This window comes from Stieleria maiorica (assembly GCF_008035925.1).
GTDB lineage: Bacteria > Planctomycetota > Planctomycetia > Pirellulales > Pirellulaceae > Stieleria > Stieleria maiorica.
In genome coordinates, this window is the sequence record NZ_CP036264.1 from 4150053 (window position 1) to 4163755 (window position 13703).

A 13703-nucleotide genomic window follows, 5' to 3' on the forward strand; every position below is an offset into this window, starting at 1 on the left:
CCCCGATCGAGCAACGAGGGCTAAGACACCTCAAACCCGTTGCGTTGCTCGCGCGTCAGCCACTCGCTGGCGGCTTGGTCATCCAGGACCGCCCGACTGGCTGGGTCCCAACGCAAGTTGCGCCCCAGTCGCAATGCGATGTTGGCCAAGTGGCAGACGTTCAGATTCCGGATGTGGCTGGCGGGGTCCGAGATTCCCGCCACGCGTTCTCGGCAACTGCGATAAAAGTTCTCCATGTGAGGCATGACAGGGCGGCCGTTGCGAAGGCTGTCAAACAAGGCCTTGTCCAGGGGATGGCTGACCAGGTCTTTGATGGGTTTGCCGGTCAGCTTGCCGCGGTTGACAAAGAAGCGGCCTTGTTCGCATTCGAACAAGATGCCGTTATCGAAACCAAGTTGCTGGGCGTGATCGCAAATGATCAATTCAGCCCCGGCGGGGAAGCGGCAGCGGATCCGGAAGGAATTCGCAGTGTTGTACTGGTTGTCCAGAGTCGGCAGTCCGTCGACAAGGTCGACTGGGTGGACGGCATCCAATACCTCGATCGCTATCGGTTGGCGGTCGACATCGCAGATCGCGGTGATTTTGAAGTGTGGCGTCAGGTTGACGCGAGCGTGATGCGAGGCGATCCCGCCGCAGCCGATCACGGCTCCACGCAACGGTTCCTTCGTGTCGGCCTCGTCCGCGGCGACCTTGCCGGCCCGACTCAGCGCCGCCGAGGCGGCACCGCAGGCAGCGAGGGAGTGGTTCAGGAATCGGCGTCGGGTGTGTCGCGGTGTTGTCATGATTCAGCGATCGTTCGGAAAGGTAACGCGTCATTGGTGTCTAGCGGGACAGCGAAGTAGCTACGCTCGCCAGAGCGTGGAAACCACTCTGGCGTAGCTGCGCTCGCCAGAGCGTGCCCCCGGATGGCCCGCCTTTTGGCGAAGGTAGCTACGTTTGACCGGCGATTCCCGGTCGCTGCTTCGCAGGGACCCGAAATCGCCTAAAGGCTAGACACCAACGATTGGACTCGTGCCGCTGGGAGTAAGGTGCAGGTCCAACATCTGTTCGTGCTACGGGCGCGAGATCTAACGAACGTTCACTGCTTTTTTCGATCAAATTTTTCTGCGTTAGAATTTCGACGCCCAGAACGATCAAGAGGCAGAACCAGAGTGCTTGTCTGTTTCAGTCCGCCTGTCTTGTTGTTTTGGAGAATTGATGGCCGTTCGAACATTGATGCTGTGCTTGGCCGGGGTAGTTGCTGGCCCGTTGCCCGCGCAAGCCCCGCCAGGGAAACCGGTTCCACCCCTGGACCAATCCAAGGATTCGGTTCGCGTCGCGGTGGCTCAGATGCAGATCGATCACGCAGCCTTTCATCCGGACCAGGACACCGTGGACGCACTGGTTCCCTGGATGAAGCGGGCGGCTGATCAGCGCGCGGATTTGCTGGTTTTTCCCGAGTATCTGCTTGGGTCGTTTCACCTGAAGAGCGCTCTCGTCGACAAGCTCTGCGCGCAAGCCAAGCAGCATGACCTGAACGTCGTCGTCGGTGGCTGGGAGCACTTTCCCGATGTTGCGATTAAACAACCGCCGGACCCCGGAACGTACGCCAACACGCTGCTGGTTGCAGCCCGAGACGGGGCGTTGGCCGGAACCCACCGCAAAATGCATGCAGCGGTTGGCCCGAATTCCCCCTATTGCTGGCCTCCGGATCCAGGTGAAAAGGGTGAAAACACGATGGTGCTTGGTCAGGAGAACGGAGTCGTGGACTTGGAATTTGGCAGGATCGGGTTGCTGACCTGCTACGACGGGTATTTCTTTGAAAGCTTCCAGATGCCCTCACTGCGTGGTGCGGAATTGCTGGTTTGGGTCAACGCCCGTGGCGGTATGGTCGAACCACACATCATCCAGTCCGCCAGTTTCATGACATGCACGCACGTGGTAGCGTCCAACCAATCGGTGGGATGTGGATCCGCGATTTGTTCTTATCCTGGATGGAAGCTTGATCAGGCCGCACCAGAGCCAGGATCGGAGGCATTGCTGGTTGCTGACCTGGACTTGAAAGAACTGAGAAATCAGCGTTTGAACAACCGCATGATGCATCAGCGACGCCCGGAGATTTACGGGACCGTATCGAAACGCTGGCAGCCTTGGCACGCTTATCCCGACCTAAAACCGTTTCAGTACGACGATTCAGAAATGGAAAAACGACGTTAGTCGTGATACAGCCATGACATCTCACAATCGCCGCAACTGGGCTCGGGTGACAGCCCTAATTCTTCTGTTGACCGTGGGGGGCGTTGACGCTCGGGGGCACGAAACCCAGCCCGGGTGGCCGACCAGCAAGCAGTTGGAACAAGTTCAACCACCCTTGGATCATGCGATTCCAATGGCGCGGCAATTGGTCACCCAATTGCGCCACCGATTTGACGCAACGCAACTCACGCTGCTGGATGAAGTCAATCATCAACTGCAGATGATGCAGCGAGTGGACGCGGGACATCTGGGGGCCGATCGCCAACCCACCGCGTTGGCCAAATCTCGCCTGGTCAACTTTTTTCGCTGGAAGGCGGAGTCAGCGCTGCTGGAGTTGCTTGGCAATTTATCGGGCGACAGCATCGTCGATTTGGATTTTCGATCTGGTGCGCCATCGCACTTGCCGGACACGCCAATCGCGGTCGGCCCACAAGACAACATGATCCTGCTTCGTGTCCGTGCTCAACCGGCCGACGGACGCAGCCAACCAGTGCAGTTGTCGATGGGGTCCTGGGATTTAGCCAGCGAGCGGCCGACCGAACACTTTCCGGTCGACATCGCAAGGCACGGAACAACCTACGTCTTGCTTGATTTGAAACGCGTTCCGACGGATCGCACGACGTCGCACCTGACCCTTCGCGATGTCCAGACGCAGGACGTCCTGTACACCTACGCGCTGACGTTTCAGTCTGCACCGCTAGGGCAACTCGCATTGGACGTGGTCGACGAAGATGGTAAATCGATTCCGGTGTTGATGAGCATCGCATCGCACGAGACGGGGAATCTAAGAGAACCCGCCGAAGCCGTCGATTTGCGGTCAGTCCTGAATGAGATCGTCCCCCACCTCAGTCCTTCGGGTCGCGGCTACATGTTCTACTTGCCTGGTCAAAAGCGAGGTCGCTACTGGGTGGTCAGGCCGCCGTTGGAGATGCCCCTGCCGGCAGGAGACTGGGACATCAAAGTGCTGCGCGGGCTCGAGTTCACTCCGGTGCAGCAAACCGTTTCGGTTCGGGCAGGGCAATGGACACGTGTCAAATTGCAACCGAAACGATGGACCAACATGCCGTCGCGGGGCTGGTATTCGGGTGATGACCACGTCCATGCTCAATTGCTGACGAGTGCCGATGCAAGAAAACTGCTCGATTACACCCGCGCGGTCGACATCAACGTGGCAAATATCTTGGAGATGGGCGACGTGATGCGAACTTATTATCCGCAACGTGGTTTTGGGGATGCGTTTCGCGTCCAGCACGGTAACCATTGGCTGATCCCCGGCCAAGAAGACCCCAGGTCGGTCTTGGGGCACGCGATCGGGCTGAATTTAAAATCCAAGGTCCGTGATTTGGATCGATACCTTTCCAACGACTGGATCGCTGCGCAAATTCAGGACCAGGGCGGGCTTTACGGCCACACCCATGTCGGCCCCAACGCTTGTTTTGTGCATCGGGAAATGGCCCTGTTTACTCCCGACGGAATCGTCGACTTCAACAGCATCATGCAGTCCGAATTGGGAACCGAGCTGTATTATGACTTCCTGAATATGGGATTCAAAATGACCGCGTCCGCGGGTGCCGATACGCCTTACGGTGGAACGATCGGCGCGGTCCGCACCTATGCATTTACCGGGTCTCCGGAATCTTTCTCGCCCGATCAGTGGTTTGCCGCACTGAAGCGTGGCAGGACGTTTGTCACCAACGGACCGATGATCGAGTTTCAAGTCGACGATGCCATGCCGGGTGACCAGATTGAAGTCGACGACAACCGATCGCTATCGGTTCGCGTCAAGGCCTGGGGCGACATCGATGCGTCGGCACCGAAACAGTTGCGATTGATCAAGCTGGGGCAGGCGGTCGAGGTCGCCCAGTCAGAGGATGAACGGGGCACCGAGCTTGAAATCGCCACAAGCATCGATTCCGATTGGGGATTCTGGATCGCGGCACACGCCGTCGGCCGCGATGGTTCCCAGGCGCACACCACACCGATCTATGTCACTCGGAAGGGCTTTCGTCATTGGGATCCCGATTCGGCAAAGGCTTTGATTAACCGCCAACTGGAAGTACTTCGCGAGATTCGGCGAGAGGTCCAGACGGCAGAGCAACGCGTCGCATCCGGCTCAAGTTCGCTGGACTATTGGAGCCGTCGCACCGCCGACCAGGCAGATGACGTTCGTGCAAAGGTGTCCCAAGCCGAGCGGACGTACCAGCAACTGCTGCAAACGCTGGCCGAGGAATCTGCGATTCGGGCACAAGCGGGAGAGTAGCGAAGATGGTTCGTCCTGCCAGAGATGCCGTTACGTTTCACGGAAGCCATCACTCCTAGCTTTGTCCCTAAACCCGGCAAGGGTCGACTGTGGTAGAGGAATTCGCCAAGAATTTCGGCTTTTCCCGTGTGGACTGCTGCGAGTCGAAAGCCTTGGCGGCTTCCGCTACGGGTTGAGGGGGGCTGAGCCTATTGGGATACGCTCCATCAGATCAGCCGGTTCACGCCAGCATCCGGGCGGTTTCGACTTATTCTCGGTCCAGCACGATCCGGTAACGCACCTTCCCGCTCCGTAGATGTTCGAACGCATCGTTGACTTTGCTCATCGGGAAGTGCTCGTTGACGGGGGCGATGTTGTGTCGGGCCGCGAAGTCGAGCATCTGGCGGATCACGACGGGCGGTCCGACGGGTGACGAACCCACCGCCAGTTGTTTGAACATCATGTCCGGAAGGACGTTGATACCCAGCGGTTCGGTAACAGCACCGGGCATCATCAGCCGACCACGCGGCTTTAATGTCGCAAGGACCGCGTTCCAATCGAGCGGAACGTTGACGGTGGACAGCACCAGGTCGAATCGACCCGCTGCGGCTTTGATGGCGTCCGGATCACGAGAATTGATCGTGTCATGCGCTCCCATGTCCAGAGCCTCCTGGCGTTTCGAGTCGGATGTGAATGCGGTGACGTGACATCCCCATGCGGCAGCAAACTTCAGCCCCATGTGCCCCAGTCCGCCGATCCCGATCACCCCGACGCTGCCGGTGGGTGATAGCCCGACTTGAACCATCGGGTTAAACACAGCGATACCGCCACACAACAGCGGGCCGGCTTCACTTGCATCAAGCCCATCCGGGATTTTGACCACACTGGCAGCCTTCGCCCGCACCGTATCGGCGAATCCTCCATGTCGTCCGGCAATCGTTGGCTCGGCATTGGCACAGAGGTTGTGGTCGCCGCCCATACACTGGTCGCACATCATGCAGTAGCCGGCATGCCACCCCAGCCCGACGCGATCGCCGACTTTCACATGCGACACGAGATCGCCGACGGCAGAGACTTTTCCGACAACTTCATGTCCGGGTACAAGCGGAAACTGTGCCATCCCCCACTCGTCGTCCACCATGCTCAAATCACTGTGGCAAATCCCGCACGACTCGACGCTGATGTCCACCTCGTAGGGATCGATGTCACCGAGTTCGAATTCAAACGGTTCGAAGTCACCCTTGGCTTTGGTCACGGCATACGCTTTCACGGTCATTGAAATTCTCCATTGTGAAAAGTTAGACCTAGGAGGATTATAGGAGCTGGTCAACTCGGCGAAAGAATCGCAGTTGGTCGCAATGAGGTGGTGTTTGTCAAAGTTGAAATCACCAACGAGGGCCTGAACTCACTTTCCGCGTGTCGCCAGGCCTTGCAGATCCGTTAGAATGTCGGCTCCCAGATGCCCAAACACTGTCTCAAAAAGACCAGTTGTCCGAGATGGTAGGCGTTGTGATCGGCGACCAGCAGTGCTTCTCGCAGAATCGTCTGGCCGTCGCCGTGGGGGATCGATGCGAATAGATCGGTTGAGGAGTCGGAAACCAGGTCGATCATCGATTGCAAATCGCTGCGGAATCCGTTCACGCTTTCATCCCATCGCGCAGCACGGGAGGGTCCGTCGGAGTCAGGCCAGTATCCATCTCGCCTTAAGATCACGGTCAACGGTAGTGGACGACGCGAGGAGTCCTCGCGGTGCGCAATCGGAATGGACTCGTCGCCTCGTCCACTACCCGCAAACCGTGCTTGTTAACTTCTTGAACATGACCAGGGCGTCGACGTAGCCCGCGATCGGATGTTTGAATGCCCCGGGCAGTCTTCCGACGACGTCAAAGCCATGTTTTTCCCATAGCCTGACTGCCCCGTCGTTGGTCGACACGACCAAGTTGTATTGCATTGCACGGTACCCAAGTCGAATGGCCTGTTCTTGAGAATGTTCACACATCGCCGACGCAACGCCACGCCCTCGAGCCAGGTCGGAAACGATGTATCCGCAGTTGCAGACGTGCGCCCCCTGTCCCGGTTGGTTGGGCTTGAGATAGTAGGTTCCGAGGATCTGACCGGGTTCGTCCTCGGCAACATAGGTGCATTCGGGGGTCGCGACCCAAACGGAATAGGATTCCTGCTTCGAAATCGTGGGAGGATACGGGTACGTCTGGCCCGCGTGAAAAACCGGTTCAATGATTTGCCAGGTTGTCTCCCAATCGGAGTCGTGAAAGGGGCGTATCTTGTACATGGATAAGCTCGCTCGTTATTTAGGCGATCGTCGGGACGATCCCGCCTTCGGTTCGGAGTGCCGCACCGTTGATGGCGGCGGCGAGTGGACTTGCGACGAATGCAACCAAGTTAGCGATTTCCTCCGGCTCAATCAGCCGTTGAATCAAAGAGAGCGAACGGTTTTCCGCCATGAATCGCTTTTCCGCCTCAGCCCAATCCTGGCCGGGGAACAACTCACTATTGTTGACCAGGATGTCGACGTCCGGGTGGGCTTGGATCGTCTTGTCGATTCCGTCAGCCGTGCTGTTGTCCGAAATTAGCCCGAGGAGGTCAGCTTCTGATGCGGTTTCGCGAATCTGGGCCATTGCTTCGTTGACGCTCGATTCGATCGATTGAGCCATCGACGTGCTGAATCGTCAGTGTGATGTTGCCGTTTCCCTCTTCCAAGCGTTGGTGAAAATGTCGCTGCCTAGCGGGACAGCGTCACTTAGCGCAAGAAACATCGTGAATCGCCGGTCAATCGTAGCTACCTTCGCCAGAAGGTGGGGCTCTGGGGTTTTCCACGCTCTGGCGAGCGTAGCTACGTCAAAGTGGTGCTGTCCAGCTAGGGAAGCTCAAGGATCGCGATGTCTTTGAACTCGACATGCATGTCGGTGCCGCCGTGCAGTTGCAGGGCGATGTGGCCTCTTTTGAGGCACTCTTTATCGCCCAGCAATTCGGTGACGGTGACGCCGTTTAAGGATACCGTCAGGTCGTCATTGATCGCCGTCACCGTGATGTCGACCCAGTTACGGTGTGAAACAATTTTTTCGACAAGTTTTGGATCGGACTTCCTGACCCAGGCTCGCATGGCAGTTTCGTACAAGCCGCCGACAGCGGAGGTCGCATCGACTTCGGCTTGGAATCCACGCACGGCAACATTGGTATCCGTCTTTTCCGCGCGAAAGTACAGGCCCGAATTGCCTTGGTGGACGCGAAACTTTGCACGCAAGACGAAATTAGCGTATTGATCGTCGGAAACGAGAAGCCCATGACGCGGTTCCGACTTGGGGCTCGTCCCCACGATCACACCCTCGACCACTTCCCACTTTCCGCCCGGTTGCGTATGCCACCCCGTCAGGTCGGAGCCATTAAAGAGCGGTTTCCACGTTTGCGCCGATGCAGGACTTGCGGCAAACGCAAAAAGGGCGATTGCGACCAACACGAGTCGTCGACCGCAACTCAAATTGCGGGTTGACCATGCCTTCCGAGAGTCGCCGTGTTCTCCGGACTCGGCGGACTGCAAAAGCGAAGCTTTGCCCTGCGCAGACCTCGGAGAGGACGGCGACTGTCCAGCCCGATCGAAAACTAAGTTGCGGTAGACGACTCGTCGTTGCATTGACACTGCATTCATATTGGGTCGGCTTCTGTGTCCAAAAAGAGATGGATCGGACCATCACATCAAGCAAGGGTCAATCAAATGATTTTAACAGCGACTCTGCCACGTGATCGCGGTCGATCGGTTTATCGGCTGGCAAGTCGTGAATCAGAATGGCATAAGAAAGATTGTAGCACTCGCCACGCTTGACCCAGGTCTTCACGTACGGCTCTCGGCGTTCTTTCGGCTGTTTGGGAAAGGGGTTGGTCACGATCACTCCGTAATCCCGCGCGTGCAACCACGACGGGCGAGGGTTGTCGGGGCTCGGGACGACCAGGATTCCGACCTCGCGGTCACCGACCGTCCCGAAATAGTCGAACCACTTCGCCTGTTTGCCCCAGACCTGCGCACCGTTGCGTTCTCCGCGGTCGTTCAGGATCGTGCCGTTGCCGCCCTGGACCCGAATGGGCGAAGCGACCCGGACGGCAAGTCCAGACTCCTCTTGATCCCCGAAGTAGAAATCGTGGTCGTCGGATCGGTATTCCGCATCCAGTCGCAACAACAGTCCTTCAGGCACGTTCTCGAAGTGGTAGCGAGTCGTTTCAACACAGACCACTTCGTCATCCTGGTAGCCGGAGGTTTCAACGGTGGATAACGAGTCTCTCTCGCTATTGCGTCGGGTTTCCTTTGTAGCGTCTTTTCGCAACAGCAGATTTCGCGTCACAAAGTAGCCTGAGTTCCTGTCCCCGCTTGGAGGCTGAATGAAACGATCGAATGCGACCCTTGATTGAAGACGCCAGTAGTCATTTCCATCCACGTCGCCAAACCCCAGCCAAATCCCGGGGTGCATGTGCGGGTGAATGATTCCGTCTTCGGCTCCGTATCCGGGGTCGATGTCATCCGGTTTACGAGGTGGGTAGTTCCTGGTCACTCGAATTCCGCCGGGCGTTGTGACGTTCACAAGTGCTCGCCGCGTGAGCTTCGGATGGTCCTTCAGATACGTCGCGACTTGCTGACCGGCAAAATGAATGTTCAGACTGTCGCCGTTATCTTGAAACCAGAAACCGTCTCGGTAGCCGACGGTTTTTTGTGCCATCAACCAAGCCGTCAAATCAGCGACTTGCTGCGCCGTCATCATTTTGGCAAAGCCGTCCGGCATCGGAGAAATTTTCGTGCCGACTCGCTGTTCGATGTCGTCTTTGTTGACCGTCGTGACGCTGCCGTCGGAAGCGGCAAGTTTGATCAATCGCCCCGTTTCTTCGAGAACCGATCCTGCGACAACACGTCCATCGACGGTGAGCACTTTCTGCTGGGCAAACCCCTCGGTGATCACCTCGCTCGGATGGATGATCGATTCGATCAGCACCTCGGGTGTCTTCGCTCGATTGCCGATGTCAGAAAGGTCCGGTCCCAATACCTGGCCGATTCCCTGCATTTGATGACACTTGAAACAGCCGGCGCCTTGGGGATGCAGAAACAACTCGCGTCCGCGCTCAGGGTCCGCATCGGCCATCGCCGCAACGGCGGCTTCCATCGTGATCGGTTCGCGATCGCTCTGCTGCGACAGAATCTCTCGCTTGAACAGTACGATGTAATTGCCGCGGCCGGAGTCGTTGGGGCGGTTCACGTTTGCGCCCAAGGAGATTTGGCCTGCCGGGAACTTTTTCTCGTAGACATTGAAGACCGGATCACTGGTGATGATTTGCAGTCCGGTATTTTGGAACCCGTCCGGCTGTCCGATGTTCATCCAGCTGAGCGGCTCGCGATTACGGGCATCGACACCGACCAGCACCGAGACGTCCGAGTCGCTTCGGAAAGAAACCAGACGTTCGACGATCCGACGATCGTCTTCATTGGCGGTGCGCAAGAAGGGAAGACCAGCAAGCTCACCGGATACCTCAAGAATGCGGTAGTCTCGATCGGTGTAGTGTCGTTTCCCGACCGCCAAGCCGCTCCAATCAAATTCGTAGCGGCGGCCGCTGTCAGAGACCAAACCGTCAATAAACGGTCGATGCCGATACGCCTTGGTCGGACGAATTCGATATTCGGCATCCGTCATCGCGCCGGCCTGTGTGTAATCCTGAAATACCGAAAAGCGAAGCCGGGTGTCACTCTCGACGGCGATCGGCCCAGTCGCCCGCGGACCGGTCATCGCCGGCACACTGCCGTCGGTCGTGTAAGTAATGACACTGCGCGGGATCGAACTTTGCGCGGTGACGGCGATCGGTTCGGAGTAGTCGCCCGGCGGAGGCGACAGGGTGATCAGCGGGGCACCGTTGCCTGTTTTCTCCAACCAGAGTTCGACCATCGCGGCGACCTGCGGAGCTTTGTCCGTACGCAACGGAAGCACTTGGTCGACACTCAACGCGTCCTCGAATAACAGTGCCAGCAAAGCGGCGAGACGTACACGGGGCCGAGAATCAGTAAGCCGTACTTTCAACTCGTCGGTCGACAGCAAATCCTGCAGAGCGTTCCAAGCCGAATAGAATACGACTCGATCGGTTTCATCCGCAGCGAGTCGGATCAGCTCGTTTGACAAGTCATCGCGTCCGCCCCGCCACACTGCTTGCACCGTTGCGTGGCGCAGCCGAGCGTTTTTGGAGTTCCAGGCCAGCAAGCCGTCCAGAGCGGCGGGGTTTTCCTGAGCCAGAATCCGCAGACTTTGCAGGTGAACGTTCAAGTCCGATTTTTGTTTCGCGTACGCATCCAACAACGCTTCAGTCGACAGTCGGCCAAGTGTCCACAGGCCCCACGTCTGCTGCGCTTTGCTGGATTCACGTTGCAAACGTGATTTCAAGAACGGGATGCTTTCTGCGCCGCGGCGAAGAAGTTCGTTTTGTGCATCGACACGCCAAGCCGGCACACTGCTGCCGAGGTCGGCGAAGAGTTGCTCGGAAGTCATTTCCGAAAGCACGCGGGGTCTCGGCAGGGCCTGAGGAGCGTGATTGCCATATCGGATTCGGTAGACGCGGCCCGCATCGATCTGTTTTCCGTTTTCAATTGTGCCTCCGTATCCGTGTCCCCAGCTCAGGATGTAGATCGCACCCTCTGGACCGACTTCGATATCCGTCGGTTCGAACACACGCCCGGAACTCGCCGGCAGCGAACGGCCGCCACCGGCGTGGGCAAAGACGCTCGGAAATCCGCCACCTTCGTGACGCAAAAACGCTCCGTCCCATTCCGGCCGGAACAGATAGACTTCACGCCGCATCCAGTCGTTGACGAAGAAGACGCCCTGATACTTCGTGGGGAACTGGGTCGCACCGTAGTGAATGAGCCCCGCTCCGGAGCCTTCATACAGCGGCACGCTGATCGGGACGGTCGGCAGATGGTCGATTCCTTTCCAGTCAAAGCTCCACGGATGGCCCCAGCCGAAGTGGGCCCCGTAAAAGGGCGCAAAGACTTTATCGCCTTCGGTTTGGTCGTTGTCGGTGCCCAGCCATTCGAAACCGTCATCAAAACAGATGTCCCACGGATTGCGAAAACCGCGAGCGAAGATTTCGAGGTCACGCCCCATCGTGTTCACGCTTTCTCCGTAGGGATCGCAGCGCAGAATCCCACCTTGTTGGCCCCAGTCGTCTTGGGGCGTGTGATAGGCTCGCTTGTACGTTTCTTTGGAGAAGACTTCGACGTCGGTGTACTCGGGAGCTCCTTCCGGGGAAGCCAATCCCCAAAGCTTGCGAAAGGTCTTTGGTGCGAGTTGGTCCAGCCGGTTGTACCCCTTGGAGTTGCCTTTGGACATGTAAAGCTTGCCGTCGGGCCCAAAGTTGAGACCGTGAAGGGAATGCTCAAGGTTCCCAAGTCCGGTGTAGACCTTGATATACACGTCGGCTTCGTCGTCGCCATCGGTGTCTCGCACGACGGTTAGATCTGGCGCGTTTGCGATCCATAGGTCGTCGCCATGCCAGGCGATCCCCTGGACACTGTTGAAGCCTTCGGCAAAGGTCTTGATGTCGTCCGCCGCACCGTCACCGTCTTCATCGATCAAGATGTCGATGCGATCGCCGGGCGTTTCGGGCGTCGGGGCTCGCCATTGCGGACCCTGGGCCACGCAGATGCGTCCCCGTTTGTCAAACGCCATCACGCAGGGATTGCTGACCATCGGCTCTGCGGCGACGACGTCGACGACAAAACCCTCCGGTACAATGGGCAGGTCATCTGCCGCGTGAAGGCCCCGCGATAGAGATACCAGCACGAGGAGTGACAATATTACGTTTCTCATCGTTTGCTCCTAGCGATGTATCTGACCGACATCCCCTCAACCAATCGCGGTTGCACCGAGACGCTGACCATGGGCGAGTCGGGGTGATCGAGACGCCAAATCAATTGTTCGACCGCTTGGCGACCGATCTGTTCGGCGCAAATGTCGATCGTGGTGACCTCGGGATAGAGACCCGTCAAAAGAGGCAACTCGTTGTTGCATGAAACCAGGCTGATGTCTTTTCCGATCTGTAGTCCACGGCGGGCGAACGCGTGGTAAACCATCGCGGAAATGCAATCGGCCGGGCAGAAAACAGCCGTCGGTTTGCTGCGAAGCCGAAGCAACTTTCCGACAAGCGTGTCCACCCCTTCGATCTCGTTGACCGTCTGCAACGGAAGGGTCCAGTCGGAACTGGCACCAAAAACATTCTCGACCCTCGCGCCATTGTTGGTCGCGTGCCAAGTGAAACTCGCACAGCGTTGGCCCAGCGTCACATGATCGGGCTTGGGGTCCAGGATCGCGATTCGCTTGTGCCCCATGCCGATCAAGTGGTCGGCCGCCAGACGCCCCACCTCCGTGTCGTTCGACTCCACCGTGTCGCCCCAGTCTGCTCCTTGCGGGCGTCCCAGGAACCAGACGGTTGGGATGCGGCGAAGTCGCTCGATCAGCTGTTCGGCGGCGGAGTCGATCAGTTTTCCCTGCAGAGCCCCCTTGGCCAGCAAGCCATGAATGTTCTGGTTCGCAAAAGATTTGGGAATCTCATCGACGCGAGGCAGGTCGGCCAGCAGAACATTTGCGCCCGCGGCGGAGAGTGCTGATTCGGCACCGTGGATTCCGCAGGCAACTGACGGCAGGCTGACGAGCGATCGGTCCATCCCCAACAGCAGCATGGCGATGTTCTTCCGCGAAAGCTGTCGCCCCTCGGGAGACAGTTTGCGTTTCCGCAGCCGCGAATAACCCAGCGTTTCGACGGCCTCCATGACCCGCCGTGCCGTTTCATCCGCCACATTGGGCTCGCCGCTCAGCACTCGGCTGACGGTCCCGATCGACACGTCCGCGGCTTTGGCCACATCCTTTACCGTCGCAGGCACACCGCATCTCCCGTTTGCATGAAAAAGCATTGATGAAGGGATTGTATTTCATGAAAATAGAGGGTGCAAGCTGTTGAAACAGATGCGGCCGAGGTACGTCGGCAGTCCCAGCCCCCACCTCCGACGCCCGATCCGTCCACTTCCCGATGCCGATTTCCTGCTCAAACCGGTCAGTTCGCCGGACTTGAAAGCGGCGATCGCGAATGCCTGTGCGGTGTAGAGCGATTGTCGTGACGGTTTTCCCCGGCATCGAAACCATCGAGGCATCACACCGGAAACGGCCGCCGAACGAACTCAGCCGTGGGCGAA

11 protein-coding genes are annotated in these 13703 nt (G+C 58.0%); 3 read left to right on the plus strand and 8 right to left on the minus strand.

Annotated elements, in window-relative coordinates:
* Positions 1-20: 20 nt before the first annotated feature.
* A complete protein-coding gene (locus Mal15_RS14300; protein WP_147868393.1) occupies positions 21-782 on the minus strand; it encodes a hypothetical protein in 762 nt (253 codons plus the stop codon).
* A gap of 415 nt (positions 783-1197) precedes the next feature.
* Here Mal15_RS14300 and Mal15_RS14305 point away from each other — a divergent pair, with 415 nt between their 5' ends.
* Positions 1198-2196 (plus strand): carbon-nitrogen hydrolase family protein, encoded by a 999-nt coding sequence (locus tag Mal15_RS14305; RefSeq protein ID WP_147868394.1) that lies wholly within the window; start codon positions 1198-1200, stop codon positions 2194-2196.
* A gap of 172 nt (positions 2197-2368) precedes the next feature.
* The gene (locus tag Mal15_RS14310) at positions 2369-4495 is read left to right on the plus strand and encodes a CehA/McbA family metallohydrolase (protein WP_147868395.1); all 2127 of its coding nucleotides are present in this window, start codon (positions 2369-2371) and stop codon (positions 4493-4495) included.
* Positions 4496-4742: 247 nt separating this feature from the next.
* Here Mal15_RS14310 and ahr read toward each other — a convergent pair whose 3' ends face one another.
* The 7 genes from ahr to Mal15_RS14345 form a co-directional block, all read right to left on the minus strand.
* Positions 4743-5750, minus strand: coding sequence for an NADPH-dependent aldehyde reductase Ahr (ahr, locus tag Mal15_RS14315; protein WP_147868396.1), 1008 nt, complete (start codon positions 5748-5750; stop codon positions 4743-4745).
* Positions 5751-5914: 164 nt separating this feature from the next.
* On the minus strand, positions 5915-6115 hold the full coding sequence (locus tag Mal15_RS14320) for a hypothetical protein (protein WP_199773869.1): 201 nt from the start codon (positions 6113-6115) through the stop codon (positions 5915-5917).
* 142 nt (positions 6116-6257) lie between these two features.
* Positions 6258-6764: a GNAT family N-acetyltransferase gene (locus Mal15_RS14325; protein ID WP_147868397.1), complete on the minus strand. Its 507-nt coding sequence runs from the start codon at positions 6762-6764 to the stop codon at positions 6258-6260.
* Positions 6765-6783: 19 nt separating this feature from the next.
* Complete coding sequence (locus Mal15_RS14330; protein ID WP_147868398.1) at positions 6784-7146, minus strand: SDR family oxidoreductase; 363 nt, start codon at positions 7144-7146, stop codon at positions 6784-6786.
* Between the two features lie 203 nt (positions 7147-7349).
* The gene (locus Mal15_RS14335; protein WP_167546814.1) at positions 7350-7949 is read right to left on the minus strand and encodes a 3-keto-disaccharide hydrolase; all 600 of its coding nucleotides are present in this window, start codon (positions 7947-7949) and stop codon (positions 7350-7352) included.
* 247 nt (positions 7950-8196) lie between these two features.
* Positions 8197-12324, minus strand: a complete 4128-nt coding sequence (locus tag Mal15_RS14340; protein WP_147868400.1) for a PVC-type heme-binding CxxCH protein — start codon at positions 12322-12324, stop codon at positions 8197-8199.
* On the minus strand, positions 12321-13394 hold the full coding sequence (locus Mal15_RS14345) for a LacI family DNA-binding transcriptional regulator (protein ID WP_167546815.1): 1074 nt from the start codon (positions 13392-13394) through the stop codon (positions 12321-12323). The genes Mal15_RS14340 and Mal15_RS14345 overlap by 4 nt, the downstream gene beginning before the upstream one ends.
* A 73-nt stretch (positions 13395-13467) precedes the next feature.
* On the opposite strand from Mal15_RS14345, the gene Mal15_RS34075 reads away from it, so the two are divergent.
* A complete protein-coding gene (locus tag Mal15_RS34075; RefSeq protein WP_167546816.1) occupies positions 13468-13614 on the plus strand; it encodes a hypothetical protein in 147 nt (48 codons plus the stop codon).
* The last annotated feature ends 89 nt before the right edge of the window (positions 13615-13703 follow it).